Origin of the sequence: Bacteroides sp. AR20 (assembly GCF_964250605.1) — a bacterium.
Classification (GTDB): Bacteria; Bacteroidota; Bacteroidia; order Bacteroidales; family Bacteroidaceae; genus Bacteroides; species Bacteroides uniformis.
This window is the reverse complement of the sequence record NZ_CAXUGK010000001.1, coordinates 160,165-181,224: the sequence shown is the minus strand read 5'-3', so window position 1 is coordinate 181,224 and position 21,060 is coordinate 160,165. Positions and strand designations below refer to the sequence as shown.

The window sequence follows — 21,060 nt, the reverse complement described above, 5'->3', positions numbered from 1 at the left end:
CTACCCTTGCCTTTCTTTTACGTATGCCAATGCCGCTCCTATTGCTGTTCTATATTCAGCATAGGGCGGTATATGAAAATGTACATGATAGATGGCTTCCATTTTAGAAAACACCTCCCGGCACTGGGGCAGTTGGGTGAGATTTCCTATCAGAACGAAATCCTTGATAGGACTGTTCAAAGCTGACAGTACAGCAGCTCCTCCAATGGTTTGAAGTACCGTATAAATTATACCGCAGGCAATATCTTCTTGAGAAGCATTGCTATCTGCTTTCCCGAAAAGAGAGGCGGTAGCACTCACTGGCAAGTCAGGCAAAGCAGTGTTGCAAATATCACCTATCTGCAAGTTGACACGAGTTACATCCCCTTTCTCAGCCAACTCGGACACCTGATGAATATCATGAGTTTTCAACAGCAACCTCGATAATCCCTGCAAGGTACCTCCACCAATCCCCAAGCCGCCAATATGCTGCACCTTGTCTCCGTCTATTTTCACAAAAGAAGTGCCGGTACCCATGCTGACTACAATCAGTTGGTCTATATCCGTTGCATGTCTAGCTCCCAAACCATTGGCAATAAACTCATCCGTTTTGCGAGTAGGCAGTCCATATAGAGGGCTGTTGACAAATGCGCTTCCCACTCCCGTCAGCATCACCTGCTCCACATCGGCCAGCTGTATACCATTGTCATAAATATACTTACCGAATGCTCCGAATAAGGAAGTCACCGGGTCGGTAGCCGTAATAAACATTGGAGACTGTATCTGTTCTCCATTGATTCCAACGATTTTCGTGGTACTTCCACCCACATCTATTCCTATTACTATACCCATAGCTCCAAGTAATTTGCAGCAAAGTTACAAAAGAATCAATAATTGACAATTGATTAATGTGATAATGTGCCAATATGCTAATTGGCTAATTGGCTGCGCTATGTTTATGCTACGCCATCACGTCCTGGTCATTGACACATTGGCACATTAATCACATTACCACATTGCTATCTGTTAAACAGTTCGAAGGTAAATTTGCAACCTATTTCCTGATACTTCCAGTTTGCAAAGCTGGCAAACAAGCCAAAGTCAAATATATGTGTACCAATGCCATACCCTACTTCCAGATAAGGTTTCAAGTGAGGAACCACCAATGCATTCAGATACAGACGTTCATTCAATACATATTGGGTATATTTCATCAGATGGCGGAGCAGGAGGAAAGGAGCTTCATAGGTAAGGTGTCCGCGGATATATTTACGGGAAGAGTTATACCAGCGGCCGTCCAGCAACTGGAACACCCCGCCAATATCATCACTCCAACCCATAGGAAGATTGGAACGCCGCAAATTGGCAAAGTCCACAAAGTACAGTTCCTTCTGATTGGTAAACTCTCCCCAACCAAAACGCCAATAAATATCACGCATCAAGCCCAAAGAAACCTGATGCTGCAAATCAATCTCTACACGCTCGTACGAACCACTGCTCTGCAACACTCCACTGAGTCCCCGCTCCCAATCTACTGAGATGGAAGGATACTTGGAATGAAGATTTACTTTACGGTCGCCATTCATATAATAGTATTGTCCCGGAGTCCAGGTGAGGCGGACGCGGGGAGCAAAACTATTATAGGTATGGCGGAACTTGTTCAGGATATTCGGGTCAAAATTCGGAAAGAAGGATGAACCTCCGGAACCGGCACGGGTGGCCGACTTGGTAGGCGGCATGCTCGGGTAGTTCAGTTCAAACCGGGAGCGGTTCACTTCCGTACGTCTGTGCATGGATACACCCACTTCCAGCGACAGACCGTTTACTATTTCCCAGCTATGACGCAGATTCAGATACAAATCCTTGAAATAATCCAAGTGTATCTGGTTGAAGTCAAAAATACTGTCGGGGATGGCTTTCAGGTCGTCCAGCACATCACTGCTGTAAATCCGGTTACCGTTACCAAACTCCAGATGCAATGCTGCACGCTTACGGGGCCAATAATCAAAATCGGACCTCACCCTCCAGTAAAACTCTTTTTCCTTAAAATTATAACCTATCCGGGGAACGATGCGCAGCAGGCGATCACCGGTAAAAATACGGTTGTACTTGAACTCCTGCCGATACGAAATTCCATGCTTGCCGCTATAGCTCAAAAGAAAAGGATTGATTAGTGGTGAACAGCGCACACTCCCCAATTTATCAAGGTCTACCGTATAGCGACTGATCAATGCATCTCCAATCTGCCCCCAAAACTCCAAGTTCTTATTCACCGGTTTCTTTTTCCGGGCGAGCGTATCCCGACGCAAGAAGAAATCCTGATACAGTGTCTCCTCATGCGGAGTCAAAGGAATGGGACGCAAAGTTTTAAAGTAAGCAGTATCACGTAGATAAGCATTCGTATCAGTACGCAACGTGTATGAATCGGACAAGTCATATTTACTTTTCTTCACCGACCTCCGTATATCACTGCCAGAAGTTTTCTGAATGATGTTCTTATAATCGAGTACAGCTTCATAAGTGCCATCTACCACATTTCCCAAAAAACGAAACGTTGCATCCACATCATACTGCAACGGAAGAAATTCGTCCGAATCGCCCACATTACCCATCTTCACCAGATTATTGAACCGCACCATCTCATTACGTCCGGAAAAACGCATCTCGCGTACACTCCACACGTTATCACTCACAATCAGATAACCGCCCACCAGCTGAAAGCTTTTGCTTTTTGGCATAAAACGGATTTTATACTGAAGGGCATGCCGTTCCCCCATCACCGTATCAATCCGATAGGTATAATATTTTTTGGCATTGGGTGCTAAAGGAGAGAGTAGTTTGTCATATAATAAGGTAGAAGAATAGATGTTGATGTGAAAATATTCCGGCAGCCGTCCGTCCATTTCCCAAAACTCGGAAGCAGTACCGACACTTGCCTTTACCTTCTGGTCATAGATGTCGGGAGCAGTAAAATGCAAATCGCTATAAGTTTCCATCATATATTCCCGCACCCCTTTCTTGGGCCGGAACATGGAAGGGATGTAGCGGAGAATATGATTCTTCTTACGGATATTCACCCAGCCCTTTATGTAAAGCTCAGCCTTGTAACTTTCAATAATACGTTCATAAAGGGGGGCAAAGAAGATGACTTTCTCCATGATGGAGTCTGCCGAACTCACATGTTTGTCAACCGGATAAGATACACGCTCCGCCCCTGCCTTCTGTACAAAAGAAAACAAGAAGCAAATCCAAATCCATATAAACAACAAACGTTTCAACCGCAATTTCTCCTTATAGAATCGGGACAAATATACGGAAGAATTTGTGTAATGCAAAAACATGTTCCATAAAGAAGCGGGAATGACACTTGTGACACCCTTTATTATAAAACATATGTTACGCGCGAGAGACAATAATACACAAGCACACATAGTTTGTGCGAGATAAATACGAACCTATATTAATTGTTATAAAAAGGGTGCCACAAGTGTCATGTACAGAATGATTCGTAATTGTGACACATGAAAATTACTAATCACGACGCACTAAAATTACTAATCGTGATGCGGAAAGATTACTAATCATGGCATGTAACAAACGCAAGCTTTTGGTCGTTTTTCCATAACAAGCAGACTTTTTTAGGGGGTCTATTCTCAAAAAACACTAATATTTTCGAGAATACCCCCTAAAAAAGAGGGGGTAGTTCAGAAAAAACATGTATTTTTGCGCCCAACAACCAATAAAAGGAGAGACTTATATGTCAAAAATGCGATTTTTTGCTTTGCAAGAACTTGCCAATCGGCAACCTCTTGAAGTGACCACCCCTTCAAACAAACTGTCCGACTACTACGGCAGCCATGTCTTCGACCGTAAGAAAATGCAGGAATACCTGCCTCGTGAAGCCTACAAAGCCGTGACCGACGCCATCGAAAAAGGCACTCCCATCAACCGCGAAATGGCAGACCTGATTGCCAACGGCATGAAAAGTTGGGCAAAGTCCCTCAACGTCACCCACTACACGCACTGGTTCCAGCCTCTGACGGACGGAACAGCCGAGAAACATGACGGCTTCATCGAATTCGGAGAAGGAACGGAAGTGATTGAACGTTTTTCCGGCAAACTGCTCATCCAGCAGGAACCGGATGCATCCTCTTTCCCCAACGGGGGTATCAGAAACACATTCGAAGCACGAGGATATACTGCTTGGGATGTTTCCTCACCTGCCTTTGTGGTAGATACCACACTTTGCATCCCCACTATCTTCATCTCTTATACCGGCGAAGCGCTCGACTACAAGACTCCATTGCTCAAAGCCTTGGCAGCCGTAGACAAAGCAGCGACAGACGTATGCCAGTTGTTCGACAAGAATATCACACGCGTTTATACCAATTTAGGCTGGGAACAAGAATATTTCCTCGTCGACTCGGCACTGTACAATGCCCGCCCGGACCTTTGTCTGACCGGACGTACCCTGATGGGACACTCCTCGGCCAAAGACCAGCAGCTGGAGGACCACTATTTCGGCTCCATCCCCCCACGTGTCACAGCTTTTATGAAAGAACTGGAAATCGAATGTCACAAACTGGGTATCCCGGTCAAGACCCGCCATAACGAAGTAGCTCCCAACCAGTTTGAGCTGGCGCCTATCTTTGAGAATGCCAACCTTGCCAACGACCACAACCAGCTTGTGATGGATCTGATGAAACGCATCGCACGCAAGCATCACTTCGCCGTACTGCTTCACGAAAAACCCTACAACGGCGTGAACGGCTCCGGCAAGCACAACAACTGGTCGCTTTGCACCGATACGGGTATCAATTTGTTTGCACCGGGCAAGAATCCGAAAGGAAACATGCTGTTCCTTACCTTCCTGGTAAACGTACTGATGATGGTATACAAAAACCAGAACTTGCTGCGCGCCTCCATCATGAGTGCCGGAAACAGCCACCGTCTGGGAGCCAATGAAGCACCTCCCGCCATTCTGTCCATCTTCCTGGGCAAACAGCTGTCTTCCATCCTCGACGAGATAGCTCGCCAGATAAGCAGCAGCAAGATGACATCGGAAGAAAAGACAACACTGAAATTAGGCATCGGACGTATTCCCGAAATATTACTGGATACCACCGACCGTAACCGTACTTCTCCATTCGCCTTTACCGGCAACCGCTTTGAGTTCCGTGCCGCAGGTTCGTCCGCCAACTGTGCCGCCGCCATGATTGCCATCAATGCAGCTATGGCAAACCAGTTGAACGAATTCAAAGTCTCCATCGACAAACTGATGGAAGAAGGAGTCGGCAAGGATGAAGCCATCTTCCGCATTATGAAAGAGACCATCATCGCCTCCGAGCCTATCCGCTTTGAGGGTGACGGCTACTCCGAACAATGGAAGCAGGAAGCCGCCCGCCGTGGGCTGACCAACATCTGCCACGTTCCCGAAGCCCTGATGCACTACATGGATAACCAGTCCCGTTCCGTACTCATCGGCGAACGTATCTTCAACGAAACGGAGCTTGCCTGCCGCCTGGAAGTAGAACTGGAGAAATACACCATGAAGGTACAGATAGAAAGCCGTGTGCTGGGCGACCTTGCCATCAACCACATCGTACCGACTGCCGTTATCTACCAAAACCGTCTGCTGGAAAATCTCCGTGGCCTGCGCGAGACCTTCTCTCCCGAAGAATACGAAGTCCTCAGTGCCGACCGGAAAGAGCTTGTACGCGAAATTTCCAAGCGCGTAACAGCCATCAAGGTACAAGTACGCGAAATGACCGAAGCCCGCAAAGTAGCCAACCACATGGATAACTACAAAGACAAGGCTTTCGCTTACGAAGAAACCGTACGCCCTTATCTGGAAAGTATCCGTGACCACATCGACCACCTTGAGATGGAAATTGATGATGAAATCTGGCCGCTTCCGAAATATAGGGAGCTGCTGTTTACAAAGTAGGCCTCTCCCTAGCCCCTCCCCCGTAGGGAGGGGGATAGAGATACTACGATAAACAATTAAGTTACTACGATTTACGATTTGACGGTTTACGGTTGGAGTTACTCATACAATCATAAACCCACCTGCTAATGAGTAGTTGTTTAACAATACAAACTTCAATCGTAAATCGTCTAATCGTAAATATATAGATTTTCCTTCATCTCCCCCCCTACGACATCTTTTTGTCATATTTGTGCAATATTTAATTTTTTCTTTTTACATTTGTGCTGTATAACACAGTTTTGCAGCAGTTATGGTAAAAGTAAACTTGTCTGATATTAATGTTCCGGAGTTGATTGCAGATATATGGTCTCCCTTGAATGACGAACAACGGGAATTCCTCGCCAACCACTTCACACTCCAGAACTACAAAAAAAACGAAGTCATCCATTGCGAAGGCGAGACACCTACGCATTTGATGTGTCTGCTGAGTGGAAAGGTCAAAATCTATAAAGACGGAGTCGGTGGTAGAAGCCAGATTATCCGTATGATTAAACCTGTCGAATATTTCGGTTACCGCCCTTACTTTGCAAAAACAGACTATGTCACGGCAGCATCTGCATTCGAGCCGTCTCTTGTTTGCCAAATCCCCATGACTGCCTTGATGACTCTGCTCACACAAAACAACGACCTTGCCATGTTCTTCATCAAGCAATTGTCCGTTGACTTGGGCATTGCCGATGAACGCACTGTAAACCTGACGCAGAAACATATCCGCGGAAGACTCGCAGAATCCCTACTATTCCTCAAAGAAAGTTATGGTTTGGAGGAAGACGGCTCCACCTTGAGTATCTATCTCTCGCGTGAAGATCTGGCCAATTTGTCAAACATGACCACTTCCAACGCCATACGTACGTTGTCACAGTTTGCCACAGAACGGTTAATCACCATCGACGGGCGTAAAATCAAAATCATAGACGAAGAAAAGCTGAAGAAAATCAGCAAGATAGGATAAGGAATAAGTGACAAGGGATAAGCGATTAGGGGTTAGCATAATAAAAACACATTATTGCCATCCTAACCCCTAATCACTAATCACTAAATCAGTCCTTTCGCAGACAAATATCTTTCCGCTTCAATGGCTGCCTGGCAACCAGTTCCGGCAGCGGTGATGGCTTGACGATAGTGAGGATCAGCAACGTCTCCGGCGGCGAATACGCCCGGCACTTTGGTACGCGGTGTTCCCGGCTCGGTGACGATATAACCTACTTCGTCCGTATCTACATAAGGTTTGAAAATATCTGAGTTGGGTTTATGGCCGATAGCCAAGAAGAAACCGTCAATAGCCACATCATAGCGCTTCTCATCAGGTTCACCCATACGCTGTACCAAATGTACACCTTCCACACCGTTCTCTCCAAACAAGCCTACGGCATTATGTTCGAACAGTACTTCAATCTTGTCATGCTTCATCACACGCTCCTGCATAATCTTGGAAGCGCGAAGATAAGGTTTGCGGACAATCAGATAAACCTTGGCAGCCAGTCCGGCAAGGTAAACAGCTTCCTCGCAGGCAGTATCTCCACCCCCTACAACAGCTACCGTTTTCTTGCGGTAGAAGAAACCGTCACAAGTGGCACAAGCGCTGACACCCATTCCCGCATATTTCTTTTCATCCTCCAGCCCCAGATACTTCGCAGCGGCACCTGTAGCAATAATCAGCGTTTCAGCCTCAATCATCTTTTCGTCATCAATCGTAATCTTGTAAGGTGCTTCAGCAAGATTGGCTGCGGTAGCAACTCCATAACGCAAATCTGCACCAAAACGTTCGGCTTGCTTCCGCAGGTCTTCCATTAATTCCGGACCTCCGATACCTTGGGGATAACCGGGGAAATTCTCCACATCAGTAGTGGTTGTCAACTGGCCACCGGGCTGCAATCCTGCATAAAGTACCGGTGAAAGATTGGCACGGCCTGCATAAATAGCGGCAGTATAGCCGGCAGGACCCGAACCGACAATCAGACATTTTACTTTTTCTGTTTCCATCATTATATTATTTACTATTTGACTATTTACAATTTACTATTTAGCGCATGTCGATGACTTCAGCCGTGGGATAGGCTTTTTTGTCAAAGACAAAGAAACTATCCGGATAGGATTGTCCGGTCTGGTAGTTATTAATAAGGATAGTAGTCATATACTTACTCCCCCGTGGTGCCAAGTCCACTTGATGCAGACGATACGTATCCTTTGTCACAAACAGATAGACACTTTCAGGGTCTCTTCTCTTGTCGGCAGCAGTCATGGTGATGTAATAAACAGACTTGTCTTGCTTACCACCGACACTGCTCAACTTCAATCTGTATCCCTGCTTGTAGAGGGACAACCAAGCATACGGATTAAGAGTCTGCAATTCCTCCTGCGTAGGTTCCGATACATTCACCTCATCTGCCGAAGCCACATAGCTCCACTGCGTATGTCCGTCAAACCAAGTCTTCATTCCCTCGGTCTCAACCACAAATTTCTCACCTTCCAGATAGAGAACTCCCGCATAAGAGCCTTGTTGTTCGTTCACGGTAAACGCCAGCTTCACCCCTCCCGCTTTCCGAAAGGCTTCGGCTGTACGCTCCAATATATTCTTGGCATCCGGTTGTTGTGCCGACATCGGCACAGCAAACAACAGCAATAGCACACCAAGTAAAAGCTTATCAAGTTTCATCATTCTATAAATAACCATTCCTTATTGCAAATTGTTTAACCGCATTTCCAGGTCGCTCTCATCTATACAGAACACCTCACGCGCCTTACTACCTTGCGCCGGTCCCACAATCCCCGCTTTCTCCAACTGGTCCATGATGCGGCCGGCACGATTATAACCGATGGCAAACTTACGCTGAATGAGCGATGTGGAACCCTGCTGGTGAATAACAACGAGACGGGCTGCATCCTCGAACAAAGGATCGAGACGTCCCATATCCACATCCCCCAAATCACCTCCTGTATTTTCATCCACATATTCGGGCAGATAGAAAGCAGTGGGGTAACTCTGCTGGCGGGCGATAAACTTCGTAATCTCCGCCACTTCGGGCGTATCAATAAAGGCACACTGCACACGCACCGGGTCAGCTCCCTGTAGGAATAACATATCACCGCGGCCTATCAGCTGGTTGGCTCCCGGACGGTCGAGGATGGTACGCGAATCGACCATTGCCGATACACGGAAGGCGATACGCGCCGGGAAGTTGGCCTTAATCGTACCCGTAATGATGTTTGTTGTCGGTCGCTGTGTAGCGATAATCATATGTATACCCACGGCACGCGCCAACTGGGCGATACGTGCGATGGGCAGTTCCACATCCTTACCGGCTGTCATAATCAAGTCACCGAACTCGTCGATAACGACTACGATATAAGGCATGAACTTATGCCCCTTTTCCGGATTCAGACGACGGTTGATGAACTTCTCGTTATACTCCTTGATATTGCGCACATGGGCAGCTTTCAGCAAGTCATAGCGAGTATCCATCTCCACACAGATGGAGTTCAAAGTCTGCACCACCTTCGTGACGTCCGTAATGATGGCATCTTCCCCGTCGGGTAATTTCGCGAGGAAGTGATGCTCAATTACGGAGTAGATGCTGAATTCTACTTTTTTGGGGTCTACCAGCACAAACTTCAGCTCTGCCGGATGCTTCTTATATAATAAGGAGGTGATGATGGCATTCAACCCCACGGACTTACCCTGACCGGTAGCACCGGCAACGAGCACGTGCGGCATCTTGCACAAATCCACCATAAACACTTCATTCGTAATTGTCTTACCCAGTGCGATGGGCAAGTCGTAAGTAGACTCCTGGAACTTCTTGCTGCCGATAATGCTCTGACCGGATACAATCTTCGGATTGGAGTTGGGCACTTCGATACCAATCGTACCCTTTCCCGGAATGGGAGCGATGATACGGATGCCGAGCGCCGAAAGGCTGAGGGCAATATCATCTTCCAGACCGCGTATCTTCGAAATGCGGACGCCCTGCTCGGGAGTGATTTCATACAGCGTCACCGTAGGACCTACCGTCGCCTTAATGGTACTGATTTCTATACCGAAACTACGCAGAGTATTGATAATCTTATCCTTGTTCGCGTTCTGCTCTACCATGTCAATGGTCGGACCATTGTCATCGTAATGCTTCATCAAGTCTATTGTGGGGTAATGATAGTTTTCCAAATCCAGACGGGGATTGTACGGCTCCTTCTCCGTTCCCACATACTCCTCCTCTTCGGCCTTTTCAACCTGGAATGCCGGCTCCTTCTCTACCGGCTGTTCCCGAAAAGGGGGCACCGGCTCCGGTGCAGGAGTCTCAAAAGTCATGGTAACATCCTCATCCGCAGACTTGGCTGGCTTTACCTTTCCATCACTTCCACCCAAGTCAAGGGTGATTTCATTCAGCGGTTCGTCCTCTTCTTCCTCTGTAGCAACCTCCTCCTCCTTTTCAAGAACCTTTTCCGGCTCCGCAGCTTCCGGTGTCGGAGCAGTAGTCTTTTCCTTTGCACCCCAAGAGGTCTTGAACTCTTCCGGCGTTTCACCCAGCACGCTTTCCGCCTTCTCCTTACGCTTCAAGAAGCTGAGACTAAACAATCTGCGCAACCAGATGACAGTCCGTGCACTCAGATAGATGAGGAAGCAGATGGCAGTTACCAACAATAGCAGCCATACTCCCGGCACACCGACTTGAGACACAAGCCAGTTGCTGACATTGTATCCGTGCATACCGCCCAGATAGAGGAAAGAGTCCTTGTACTGGTCTACAAACACAAAACCGAAAAATACCGAGAACCACACCAGCATCAACGAACAGCCGATGAACCACTTCCACAAGCGCACCACACGCACCCGCATCAGCTTCAATCCCGCCACAGCCAGGAACACGAGAATCAGGAAAGACGATACGCCGAAACAATCATTTATCAGATAGCTGGCCAACTGCGCACCGCGGCTACCGGCGTAGTTCTTCACCCCATTATTGGTGGAAATCAGCTCCTGCGCACTGCCTCCGTCAATGATGCTCTGGTCTGCCGCTCCCGTGAAAAAGAACGACGAAAAGGCGAGCAACAAATAAACCGAAAAGATTACCAGTACCAAGCCGATAACGAAATGAACAGTTTCACTTCTAAATAACGCTGCCACTTTCCCAAAAAACGAGAGTGACAGCTCCGTATCTTTAGCTGTTGAATTTTTCTTTGCCATATTTTTTAAATAACTATTGAGAATTGATTGCAAAAATAATAAAAACTATCCTTCTGCCGCGTTGTTTTCATTCTTTAATTTCTCGTCTGCCGATTATAGGTATTCCTAATCTACAACTGTAGTTTTATCGCATGTTTTACTTACATGCTTGCATGAAATGACATAGCGCACTAATTTACAACAGATTGCGCCATGCAAGCAGACCTCATGCAAGCATGCAGGCAGATTTTGCCTACATGACGCAATCCATGCAAGCCCTATACGCATCAACCTACTCTTTTTCCTTCAAAAAATAAATCGGCTGTTTCTGCAACCCTTTGTTCACCAACACATTCTCCTCACAAAGACGACGAATCTGCCGCGTCGCAGTCGTGCGGGTCATGCCGCAAATCGACTGTACAACACTGCGGGTGATGAACTCATTCTTACGTAGATAGTTCACCACTTTTTGCTTCACCTCATCATCCGTCAGCCTCTTTTTCGTGAGATTCCGCAATTTCAGCGGCTTTACCTTCAATACTCCTATCTCACTGCGCAGCGCCTTGTCCGGTCTGAAAGTGATGTTTTTCAACTTCACCTTAGTACTTTTCCGCTTTGTCTCCAGTGTCACCGGTTCCGTGCAGGTCAGCGTGGGAACAAAGTAACCGATGCCGTCCAAATGTACCTGCCTGCCCTCCCCCAGCTCGCGTCCCACAAAATGCGACAAAGCATCGAGTACCGCTAGTACATCCGTCTCGGTCAGCGAGCAGTATTCTTGTATATGCCTGCGCAGCTCATCGGTCGTCGTGGAGCCGTTCAGTTTAATCCGGGGATGCAGGGTCAGTTCTTCCCCTTGTTTATCCTTCGTTTTCGGGTTTTCGTACCAATCAAATAAAATTGCCATATTCTTTCCTCCATTTTTAGATTCATTTCTGTTGCTGTCTGCAGGTTTCGCTCATGCAAAGTACCGGCTTTCATTAGGCAGAGCATGGGTCTTCCTTACGCAAAGAAGCGTTCTTCCTTCTGCTGAAAGCTTATCAAAAAAAGATGCGCACAGCTGTGGTTTACCTTCTTCATATTTGTGATACACCTTCTTCACAACTATGAGAAAGACATTCCACGACTGTGCGCAACTACAAACTACAGAGGCAAAGATAATGAAAAGCAGGGGGCTTGGCAAAGGAATGCTAATCTTTTTCAGATTGAAGCATGTAATAATGCGGTAATAATAGCGCTATTTGCCCAGTTCCATAATTGCAATAATTAATCTTCATCATCATCGTCATAATCTTCATCGTAGTCATCATCGTCACCATCCCATCTACACCCACAAGCATCACAAGCATAATCATTAATACCACTTGAATCAGGATAGACCAAATGCGAGCCACACTCAGGGCAACGCAACTTGTTGTTATCATCATCGTCATCCGCAATTTCATCACATGGCCATTCTCTTCCACAATCCGGACAAACATAATTCACGCCATCGAAATAGGCATTCTCATTCAAACAAAAAATACATTCCATAACTATCTTATTTTTAATTATTACTTTTATTCATTATTCTTTTTGCATATAAGCAGCATTTAATCAGCACAACTCCCACCAGCATAGAACAGACAATGCCAATTGCAATGAAAAGAGGACTTCTATCAGCGGAAGCAATGCCGTTTTTTGCCAACACCAAAAGTCCCGTCTGAAAACAAACGGCCGACAACAAGCAGAACAGCAGCACATTGCGTTTCCAATGTTTTGGCATCGGTTCATTTTTTTCTACCTCTTCTACCATTTCCTTCATTGCTTCTTCAATCCATATCTTCATCTTCATTGTCTTGAGGATTTATTTCATATTTGGGGTCTAAATCATATCTGTACGCAAGCAAAAAATCGGCCTTTTTATCTTTGGGTTTACAAAGAGAATACAATATGGCCCCTACTACCAATGGGGCAGCCGCAACAACTGCAATCCCTGCCAGCATACCACCTCCTATTATACCGCCAATTGCAGCCAATCCGGAGGTTATTCCTGCTGCCGACAACCCAGCAACAACACCTGAAGCCGAAATCAAGCTTATCATTCCTGCCACCGTACAAACAGATCCTCCACTTGCCATTATTTTGGCAACCAAATCATCTTTGTCTTTTCTAGTCATCTTTTTGTAAGCATCAAAATCTTTGCCTAATACAACGGTGAACATGATACAGAATTCTGCATAGCACACGTCAGTAGGATAGCTCTTGCCCTCGGCCAAACGTGTAATTGCGTACTTCGACATTGTCATAGCCACTGCAAGTTCATCAATAGAAATAGAAGAATTACTCATGAATGAACGCAAAAACGGAGCGAAACCGACTCCTTTTGGAAATTCTTGATTTTCCATAATCTTTTTTTTTAAAGTTTATATTATGGCGCCCTCTGCCTATAAAAACAAAAAGCAACCGTTAGCATTAACGATTGCAAAAATATGGGGGAAGAATCAAGCACGAAATAGACGTCTACGAAAAAGGCAATCAACCTCTTTATCCATTCCTCATGTTCTTTTTAAATTCTTCCCATTGCCAGTCAGGAAAGTTCAATGTATCATTTACGATTCTCCACGCGTCCTTTGGCAGGTCTAATAGAGTTTGCAATATTTTCCATGCATTTATTATTATAGATGTAGCATCGCCCTTTGTACACACCTTTCTTAGTGTTGCCCCGAAAGATCTGCCGTTCATTGTCATCAGAATCTTGTTGATATGCGTGTAAGGAGGTGAAACAGCCACTATTCTATTATTTTCTTTACCACACTTAGAAGTATCTAATGTTTTCAAATAAAATTGCATATACCCAAGAAGAAGTATAATCACATAGACAAATTGTTTATTAGTTTTCTTCTGGAAATCTCGCTCTTTCACATCTCCGTTTCCTACTATCCGCCACGCTGCCTCATAGTGTTTTTCTTTTGTTAAGTATCCACTTTCAGTGGCCTTTTCCAGCAGCTTCTCAAACAATTTTTTATTTGTCTTCCCCTTTCCCTTTTTCGACATTCGGCCTATCTTTTCAAGCAGTTCCTGATATGCCTCTTTTGTAAAGTTAACATCAGCAGAGAAACGTATCTTATCCTCTTTTTGAGACTCTTTCCGGGAGTCAGAACGTTTTCTCAGAGCCTCAACATCTTCATTTTCAAGATACCCCTCATATACACTTCTTATAAGACGAACCGCCCTTGCACCCACCTCCACAATATCCTCATCTTCATGAAGAGTAATCCAAAAGGGCCAATAAGTATGGTTGTTCGCATTATTTGTAGGCTTAAAGCGGTGAGTGAAAAATTTCCCCGGAAATGTATTTTCAAGAACAGCAGTAACATAATAACGAATATCTTCCCATTCTTCATTGAACATGGCCATCCCATCTTTATCATTCTCATCAAGAATCAGTCCCTTACACCCATAATAAATACCGACAACCGGTTCATACACATCATATTCTATCAGAAATTCATACCCTCTGCATCCATCCTTACTATACAATGTCTCCAGCTTATACATCATGTGATGCGGAGCCTTGTTTCCATGAAAAGAAGCATCCGCTTTAAAATCCTCCACTTCATCCAACAACCTCATCTTCTTTTTATAAAACTCTGAAGCTATGCCATTTAGTTCTTCCCAATGCTTCCGGTTCCTCTCTCTGATTTTATCTTTCTCCATCTCAGAGACAGCCTCCTGACAGTTCACATCACATTCGGCCCATCAAAATCAATGCTAACACTGGAAAAATATTCAAGGGCTGCCTGCACTTCTTTCTTTTTAGCATAGACCTGCCTCGCTATAAAGATGCAAGCCTCCCGCGTAAGGTGATAGTTTTCCACGCTCCTACATGCACCAGAGCCTACCCCAACCATTTCAACCATCAGGTTAAAATGGTCATCCACATTTATGCCATCCGCTTCGGCGGACTTCATGGCCTTTGCCAATGGAACGGAAAATTTCTGGTACGTACTATACCCCAAAGCAGCGCACAATTCCCTCGAAGTCCAGTATGACCGTCCTTGCCCATCAAACTTCCTTATTTTCTCAAAAGGTGATTTATCACTGATTTTCAATTCTTTATTCATAAAGACAGAAACAAATTACATGATATAAAAATCCTCATCTATAATGACGAACACTCAACAACACTAATATCAAGCATGAAGATAGCAATAAAAAAACATCCCGTCACATAATTGGAAACATTTTGTATACAGAGAGACGGGAGCAATGCCCTATATTTGCAACCGGTCAATCAATCACCGGCCATGAAAAACAGGTAGTTTATGAGAAATTTCATTGTATTATGCTTATTGGCATGTCTGGCATCATGTACAGACAAAAAAGAATTCCAGACAATAAGAGAACGAATCGATTTATCAGGAAATTGGAACAGTTCATTAGGGAACTGCACATTGCCCGGTACGACGGATGAAAACAAGTTGGGAGACGGCAGGCATCCCACCAATGTAACCTCCCAGTTGACACGGACTTATCCCTACTCCGGCATCGTAGAATATGAAAAAGATGTTGAAATTCCCGTACAGATGGAAGGGAAACGCCTGATACTCTTCATGGAACGTACAAAGCCCAGTACTCTCTGGATAGACGGGGACAGCGTCGGCACGTTGGGACATATCTATGCACCTCACTGCTATAGCCTGCCGGCCTTGGCACCCGGCAGCCACCATATAAAGATACGCATTGACAATTCCCCCAGCTCCGTACCAGCCGAAATCCAAAGCTCGCATGCCTGGACCGACGGCACACAAACCAACTGGAACGGCATTCTGGGCGATTTCTACATCGAAGCGACCCCACACACCTATCTCGAGCAGGTACAAGTCTACCCGTCTGTAAAGGAGAAAAAGGCCCGCATCCATGTAAACATATACAGCGATTCGGAGCAATCGGGCGTAGTGACCCTTTCTGCCAAGACGTGGAACACCCAACAAGAACACCAGTTACCGGACATGGAAAAACAAGTCGGCTTGAGCAAAGGTGAAAATAAAATAGAACTGACGCTCGACATGGGCAACCGGATGCAGACATGGAGCGAATTCCACCCCACACTTTATGCACTGAACGTGACCCTTGCCACAAACGAGGGTAAAGACAATATAATAACAGATTTCGGTATGCGCGACTTTGCCACCGAAGGTACTCAGTTCACCATAAACGGCTTCAAGACCTTCTTGCGCGGCAAACACGACGCTTGCGTATTCCCACTTACCGGATATGCGCCGATGGATGTAAAGTCCTGGCGAAAAGTTTTTCAGACAGCCAAGAGTTATGGCATCAACTACTACCGTTGCCATTCCTACACCCCGCCCCGCGCCGCTTTTGCCGCTGCCGACATCGAGGGTATCTATTTCCAAGCCGAGTTGCCTTTATGGGGAAGCATTTCACCGGACAACCATCGCTTGAATGACTTCTTGCTGAACGAAGCCTATATGACCCTCGACTACATGGGCAATCACCCCTCATTCACCATGTTGGGACTGGGCAACGAGTTGGGTGGCGACGTTGACCTGATGCGCAATTGGCTGGACGGATTCAGAAAACATGACAACCGCCATCTCTATTCGTTCGGTTCCAACAACTTCCTGGGTTGGGGAGGTGCCATAGACGGTGAAGATTATCTGACAACCTGCCGGGTAGGAGGAGGCGAAGGCTATACAACGCACGTACGCAGTTCGTTTGCCTTTGTCGATGCCGAAAAGGGAGGTATCTTGAACAACACCCGTCCCAATACCCGTGCGGATTATACTGCTGCCATAGCGAAATCTCCCCGACCGGTCATCAGTCACGAAACCGGACAGTTCCAAATTTATCCCGACTACAAGGAGTTGGAGAAATACACCGGCGTATTGCATCCATATAACTTGGAGATATTCCGTGACCGGCTCAATGAAAATGGACTGCAGAACCAGATTGACGCATTCCATCAGGCCACCGGCCGGTTTGCCGTCGAATGCTACAAGGCTGATATTGAATACGGCCTGCGCACTGCCGGTTTAGGCGGATTCCAGATGCTCGACCTTCAAGACTTTCCCGGACAAGGCTCGGCACTGGTAGGCATTCTGGATGCTTTCATGGACAGCAAAGGCATTGTCACTCCCGAAACATTCCGCGGCTTTTGTGCTCCGGTGGTACTGCTGGCGCTTATGGACACCTACTGTTACAGCAACAAAGAAGAGCTGAACATAGGACTCGCCCTGACAAATTACGAAGAGCAACCATGGTCTGATGCATTATGCTGGCGTCTGGAAAGCCTGAGTGACAGCGTAACTTTTGTTCGCGAAGGCAAAGTCCCCGCCCATGTAGAGCAAGGAAAAGTAATGCAGGTGGGTGAGTTGAAAAGCACCCTTACCGAAATAGACAAGCCTGCCCAATTGCGACTGACACTGACCACCGGGAATTATCATAACTATTATAACTTATGGGTATACCCCGACCGGACACCGGAAAGCGAAGCGGACATCTTCATCTGTCAGTCCTTGGATGACGAGGCGCGAAAGATACTGAGCCAAGGAGGGAAGATACTGCTTATACCCGACCACAAAGCCATTGAAGAACAGAGTGTAGGCGGACTTTTTACTCCTGACTACTGGAACTATGCCATGTTCAAAAGCATTTCGGAAAACGCCGGCCGCGAAGTTTCGCCGGGCACCCTCTCCTTGCTGATGGACGAGAAACATCCCTTGTTCCGGCAGTTCCCCACCGAGTGCCATAGCAACTGGCAATGGTGGAGCATCGTACGCCATGCCCGTCCCTTTATTCTGAACGCTACACGCCACGAATACAAGCCGCTTATCCAAGTAGTAGACAATGTGGAGCGGAACCACAAGTTAGGCTTGCTGTTCGAATTTGCCGTAGACAACGGTAAGGTATTGGTTTGTATGAGCAACCTCGAAGCAATTCGCCACACTCCGGAAGGAGGTCAGCTGCGCAATGCCATTTTAAGCTATATGAAGTCGGCTGAGTTCTCTCCCACCGAGACGCTGACCTCACAGCAGTTGCAGCACATATTAACAACCGAGGTGAGGAAGCAAGACATTGTCGGCGTGAAAAACCAGTCGGATTACGACGTACAGCCGGAATAAATATGAGAAGTTTCATCATAATTCCACTTTTCCTCGGCTGTCCCGTCATTTTTCAGTAGCTTTGCGGACTTTAATACAGCAAGCACCCCATGAAACTTACCCTTATACGCACCGCTCGTGAAACCGGCAAAGAGACATTCAGCACATGGCCCAGCGACACCTTGATGGAGAAGATGAAAACCGAGAACAAAGCCGGACACATATCCGCCTTGCGCAGCCTCATTCCCCACATCACCGGAAGCAACGGACACTACCCCTGCATAGACAAACTGCCACGCATCTGCCCTGCCGCAGAATATGCCCGCAGCAAAGAGGGGGAAAGATACCTAAAAACCTATAACGGACTGGTACAGATTGAAGTCAACCACCTGGCCAATGCCGTGGAAGTGGAGCAAGTAAAGCACCAGGCGGCCCTGCTGCCGCAAACTTTTGCCGCCTTTTGCGGAAGCAGTGGACGAAGCGTAAAAATATGGGTACTGTTTGCCACCCCCGACGGTTCGCGCCCCAGGCAGGAAGAAAAAATCAGGCTGTTTCATACCGCTGCCTACCGGCTCGCCGTAAACTGTTACCAGCCCCTGCTCCCCTACCCCATCACACTGAAAGAACCTGCCGTGGAGCAAAGCTGCCGCATGACGCTCGATGACCGTCCCTATTACAATCCGTCTGCCGTCCCTTTCTGTCTGGAACAGCCTTTGTCCGTGCCCGACGAGCCCACCTTCGGCCAACGGAAACAGACCGAAGCAAACCCGCTGATGCGCATTGCCCCCGGCTATCCGGCCTCCCAAACCTTCTCCATCCTCTTCGAAGCCGCCCTGAACCGTACCTTCGAAGAGCTGGAAAACTGGAAACGGGGCGATGACCTTCGCCCCCTGCTCTACCTGCTTGCCGGGCATTGCTACAAAGCCGGCATTCCCGAAGAAGAGGCAGTACGTCAAGTCATGATGCACTACTACCGCGAAGCGGATGAACAACTGGTGCGCATGACCCTGCACAACCTCTACCGCGAATGCAAAGGCTTCGGCACCCGCAGCAGCATGACCCGCGACCAAATCACCGCCTTCCACCTGGAAGAATTCATGAACAGACGCTATGAGTTCCGCTGGAACACCGTGCTGGGAGAATTGGAATTCCGCCAACGGGACTCCATACACTTCCATTTCCGCCCTGCCGACCAGCGGGTAAGAAGCAGTATCGGACAGAATGCCCTGAAAGAAGGAATCAGCGTATGGGACAGAGATGTGGCACGCTACCTCAACTCGGACGCCATTCCCTTGTACAACCCCATCGAAGAATATCTGAACAGCACCGGACATTGGGACGGCAAGGACCGTATCCGCGCATTGGCCGACCTCGTCCCCTGCAACAATCCGTACTGGCGGGAACTCTTCTACCGCTGGTTTCTCAGCATGACGGCGCACTGGCAAAACATCGACCGTCAGCATGGAAACAACACGTCTCCCCTACTGGTCGGAGCCCAAGGCTATCGTAAAAGTACCTTCTGCCGCATCCTGCTGCCACCCGAACTGCGCTTCGGATATACCGACAGTATCGACTTCAAAAGCAAGCAGGACGCAGAGCGGAGCCTCGGCCGCTTTTTCCTGATAAACATCGACGAATTCGACCAAATCAGCGTCAATCAGCAAGGTTTTCTAAAGCATCTGCTGCAGAAACCCGTGGCAAACCTGCGCAAGCCTTACGGCACCGCCATCCAGGAAATAAGACGCTACGCCTCCTTTATAGCCACCAGCAACCAGAAAGACCTGCTGACAGACCCCAGCGGCAGCCGCCGTTTCATCTGCATCGAAGTCACCGGCCCCATCCATACCAATGTCACCATCAACTACCGGCAACTCTACGCACAAGCCATGGATGCCATAGCCAAAGGTGAACGCTACTGGCTGGACGATTCCGACGAAGCCATCTTGAAACAGACCAACCGGGAGTTTGAACAGCCCACACCGTTGGAACAGCTCTTCCTCTTCCTCTGCCACTTCCATCCCGCCGAAAATGAAGAGGAAGGAGACTGGATGACCCCTATGGAGATTCTCTCCTTCTTGCAAACCAAGACCAAAGACCGGCTGTCCATCAATAAAGTGGCTCTGTTCGGACGTGCACTCCACAAACTGGGCATCAGCAGCCGCCGGAAGACAAGAGGAACAGAATATCATGTAGTGAAAAAAGAATAATCCTGCCAATTAATTTGCTTCTACTTTCGGTTTGCGCTATCTTTGCGTTTCAAATCAAGAAGATATGAAAAAAGAAAGTCAAGTGATATTCGACCGGAATGCCGTAGAGTTTGTGACCGTAGCCGCCGAGTTTTGCAAGTTTCTGGAACAAGCGGAAGGGGGGAAACGTTCCGCGTTCGTCGATACCTCCTTAAAAATACTTCCGCTGCTCTACCTGAAGGCCTCCATGCTGCCCGAGTGCGAAACCATAGGAGACGAGGCGCCGGAAACATTCGTCACCGAAGAGACCTATGAGGTACTCCGCATGAACCTCGCCAATATCCTGGCCGAGAAAGACGACTACCTGGACGTATTCGTATCCGACATGAAGTATAGTGACCAGCCCATCACCAGGAACATTTCCGAAGACTTGACCGACATATACCAGGACATCAAGGACTTTATCTTCGTATTCCAGCTGGGTTTCAACGAGACGATGAACGATTCGCTTGCCATCTGCCAGGAAAACTTCCGCCTCCATTGGGGACAGAAGCTTGTCAACACCCTGCGTGCCCTACACGAGGTGAAGTATGCGCAAGGCGAGGATGAAGAGGAAGAAACCGCTGACTTTGAATTTTAAAT

16 protein-coding genes are annotated in these 21,060 nt (G+C 47.2%); 5 read left to right on the top strand and 11 right to left on the bottom strand.

All coding sequences use genetic code 11. The features are described 5' to 3' along the window. A complete protein-coding gene (coaW, locus tag ACESTD_RS00710; protein ID WP_008665214.1) occupies nucleotides 1-831 on the bottom strand; it encodes a type II pantothenate kinase in 831 nt (276 codons plus the stop codon). Nucleotides 832-998: 167 nt separating this feature from the next. Then, nucleotides 999-3,320, bottom strand: a complete 2,322-nt coding sequence (locus ACESTD_RS00705) for a DUF5686 family protein (RefSeq protein WP_034522728.1) — start codon at nucleotides 3,318-3,320, stop codon at nucleotides 999-1,001. A 416-nt stretch (nucleotides 3,321-3,736) separates the two neighbouring features. Here ACESTD_RS00705 and ACESTD_RS00700 point away from each other — a divergent pair, with 416 nt between their 5' ends. Both ACESTD_RS00700 and ACESTD_RS00695 read left to right on the top strand, forming a co-directional pair. After that, a complete protein-coding gene (locus ACESTD_RS00700; protein ID WP_005832915.1) occupies nucleotides 3,737-5,926 on the top strand; it encodes a glutamine synthetase III in 2,190 nt (729 codons plus the stop codon). 292 nt (nucleotides 5,927-6,218) lie between these two features. Beyond that, entirely contained in the window at nucleotides 6,219-6,920 is a 702-nt protein-coding gene (locus tag ACESTD_RS00695) for a Crp/Fnr family transcriptional regulator (RefSeq protein WP_005832010.1), read from the top strand. A gap of 83 nt (nucleotides 6,921-7,003) precedes the next feature. On the opposite strand, the gene trxB is transcribed toward ACESTD_RS00695, so the two are convergent. The 9 genes from trxB to ACESTD_RS00650 form a co-directional block, all read right to left on the bottom strand. Further along, nucleotides 7,004-7,954 carry a thioredoxin-disulfide reductase gene (gene trxB, locus ACESTD_RS00690; RefSeq protein WP_008665210.1) on the bottom strand — a complete coding sequence of 317 codons (951 nt, stop codon included), beginning with the start codon at nucleotides 7,952-7,954 and terminating at the stop codon, nucleotides 7,004-7,006. 37 nt (nucleotides 7,955-7,991) lie between these two features. Further along, nucleotides 7,992-8,642: a LolA-like putative outer membrane lipoprotein chaperone gene (locus tag ACESTD_RS00685; protein ID WP_081106164.1), complete on the bottom strand. Its 651-nt coding sequence runs from the start codon at nucleotides 8,640-8,642 to the stop codon at nucleotides 7,992-7,994. A gap of 3 nt (nucleotides 8,643-8,645) precedes the next feature. Continuing rightward, nucleotides 8,646-11,150 (bottom strand): DNA translocase FtsK, encoded by a 2,505-nt coding sequence (locus ACESTD_RS00680; protein WP_061411335.1) that lies wholly within the window; start codon nucleotides 11,148-11,150, stop codon nucleotides 8,646-8,648. Nucleotides 11,151-11,421: 271 nt separating this feature from the next. Then, on the bottom strand, nucleotides 11,422-12,033 hold the full coding sequence (locus ACESTD_RS00675; protein ID WP_005832923.1) for a winged helix-turn-helix transcriptional regulator: 612 nt from the start codon (nucleotides 12,031-12,033) through the stop codon (nucleotides 11,422-11,424). 359 nt (nucleotides 12,034-12,392) lie between these two features. Beyond that, nucleotides 12,393-12,659 (bottom strand): hypothetical protein, encoded by a 267-nt coding sequence (locus ACESTD_RS00670; protein WP_005832022.1) that lies wholly within the window; start codon nucleotides 12,657-12,659, stop codon nucleotides 12,393-12,395. A gap of 13 nt (nucleotides 12,660-12,672) precedes the next feature. Next, nucleotides 12,673-12,960, bottom strand: a complete 288-nt coding sequence (locus tag ACESTD_RS00665) for a hypothetical protein (RefSeq protein ID WP_034532966.1) — start codon at nucleotides 12,958-12,960, stop codon at nucleotides 12,673-12,675. Further along, nucleotides 12,938-13,513, bottom strand: coding sequence for a hypothetical protein (locus tag ACESTD_RS00660; RefSeq protein WP_070100542.1), 576 nt, complete (start codon nucleotides 13,511-13,513; stop codon nucleotides 12,938-12,940). The genes ACESTD_RS00665 and ACESTD_RS00660 overlap by 23 nt, the downstream gene beginning before the upstream one ends. Before the next feature lie 139 nt (nucleotides 13,514-13,652). Beyond that, on the bottom strand, nucleotides 13,653-14,825 hold the full coding sequence (locus ACESTD_RS00655; protein WP_195288411.1) for a hypothetical protein: 1,173 nt from the start codon (nucleotides 14,823-14,825) through the stop codon (nucleotides 13,653-13,655). Between the two features lie 23 nt (nucleotides 14,826-14,848). Further along, nucleotides 14,849-15,232, bottom strand: coding sequence for a hypothetical protein (locus ACESTD_RS00650; protein ID WP_195288410.1), 384 nt, complete (start codon nucleotides 15,230-15,232; stop codon nucleotides 14,849-14,851). 201 nt (nucleotides 15,233-15,433) lie between these two features. Here ACESTD_RS00650 and ACESTD_RS00645 point away from each other — a divergent pair, with 201 nt between their 5' ends. From ACESTD_RS00645 to ACESTD_RS00635, 3 genes are all read left to right on the top strand, one after another. Beyond that, entirely contained in the window at nucleotides 15,434-18,253 is a 2,820-nt protein-coding gene (locus ACESTD_RS00645; RefSeq protein WP_117680557.1) for a glycoside hydrolase, read from the top strand. An 89-nt stretch (nucleotides 18,254-18,342) separates the two neighbouring features. Beyond that, complete coding sequence (locus ACESTD_RS00640) at nucleotides 18,343-20,439, top strand: BT4734/BF3469 family protein (protein ID WP_373158585.1); 2,097 nt, start codon at nucleotides 18,343-18,345, stop codon at nucleotides 20,437-20,439. 64 nt (nucleotides 20,440-20,503) lie between these two features. Then, the gene (locus ACESTD_RS00635) at nucleotides 20,504-21,058 is read left to right on the top strand and encodes a DUF5063 domain-containing protein (RefSeq protein ID WP_005832933.1); all 555 of its coding nucleotides are present in this window, start codon (nucleotides 20,504-20,506) and stop codon (nucleotides 21,056-21,058) included. Nucleotides 21,059-21,060 lie beyond the last annotated feature (2 nt).

Excerpts from the sequence above, each read along its gene's own strand:
- ACESTD_RS00640 (WP_373158585.1), top strand. The coding sequence starts at position 18,343 with ATGAAACTTACCCTTATACGCACCGCTCGTGAAACCGGCAAAGAGACA.
- ACESTD_RS00680 (WP_061411335.1), bottom strand. The coding sequence starts at position 11,150 with ATGGCAAAGAAAAATTCAACAGCTAAAGATACGGAGCTGTCACTCTCG.
- ACESTD_RS00635 (WP_005832933.1), top strand. The coding sequence starts at position 20,504 with ATGAAAAAAGAAAGTCAAGTGATATTCGACCGGAATGCCGTAGAGTTT.
- ACESTD_RS00700 (WP_005832915.1), top strand. The coding sequence starts at position 3,737 with ATGTCAAAAATGCGATTTTTTGCTTTGCAAGAACTTGCCAATCGGCAA.
- ACESTD_RS00650 (WP_195288410.1), bottom strand. The coding sequence starts at position 15,232 with ATGAATAAAGAATTGAAAATCAGTGATAAATCACCTTTTGAGAAAATA.
- trxB (WP_008665210.1), bottom strand. The coding sequence starts at position 7,954 with ATGATGGAAACAGAAAAAGTAAAATGTCTGATTGTCGGTTCGGGTCCT.
- ACESTD_RS00655 (WP_195288411.1), bottom strand. The coding sequence starts at position 14,825 with ATGGAGAAAGATAAAATCAGAGAGAGGAACCGGAAGCATTGGGAAGAA.
- ACESTD_RS00670 (WP_005832022.1), bottom strand. The coding sequence starts at position 12,659 with ATGGAATGTATTTTTTGTTTGAATGAGAATGCCTATTTCGATGGCGTG.
- ACESTD_RS00705 (WP_034522728.1), bottom strand. The coding sequence starts at position 3,320 with ATGTTTTTGCATTACACAAATTCTTCCGTATATTTGTCCCGATTCTAT.
- ACESTD_RS00675 (WP_005832923.1), bottom strand. The coding sequence starts at position 12,033 with ATGGCAATTTTATTTGATTGGTACGAAAACCCGAAAACGAAGGATAAA.
- ACESTD_RS00695 (WP_005832010.1), top strand. The coding sequence starts at position 6,219 with ATGGTAAAAGTAAACTTGTCTGATATTAATGTTCCGGAGTTGATTGCA.
- ACESTD_RS00660 (WP_070100542.1), bottom strand. The coding sequence starts at position 13,513 with ATGGAAAATCAAGAATTTCCAAAAGGAGTCGGTTTCGCTCCGTTTTTG.
- ACESTD_RS00665 (WP_034532966.1), bottom strand. The coding sequence starts at position 12,960 with ATGAAGATGAAGATATGGATTGAAGAAGCAATGAAGGAAATGGTAGAA.
- ACESTD_RS00645 (WP_117680557.1), top strand. The coding sequence starts at position 15,434 with ATGAGAAATTTCATTGTATTATGCTTATTGGCATGTCTGGCATCATGT.
- coaW (WP_008665214.1), bottom strand. The coding sequence starts at position 831 with ATGGGTATAGTAATAGGAATAGATGTGGGTGGAAGTACCACGAAAATC.
- ACESTD_RS00685 (WP_081106164.1), bottom strand. The coding sequence starts at position 8,642 with ATGGTTATTTATAGAATGATGAAACTTGATAAGCTTTTACTTGGTGTG.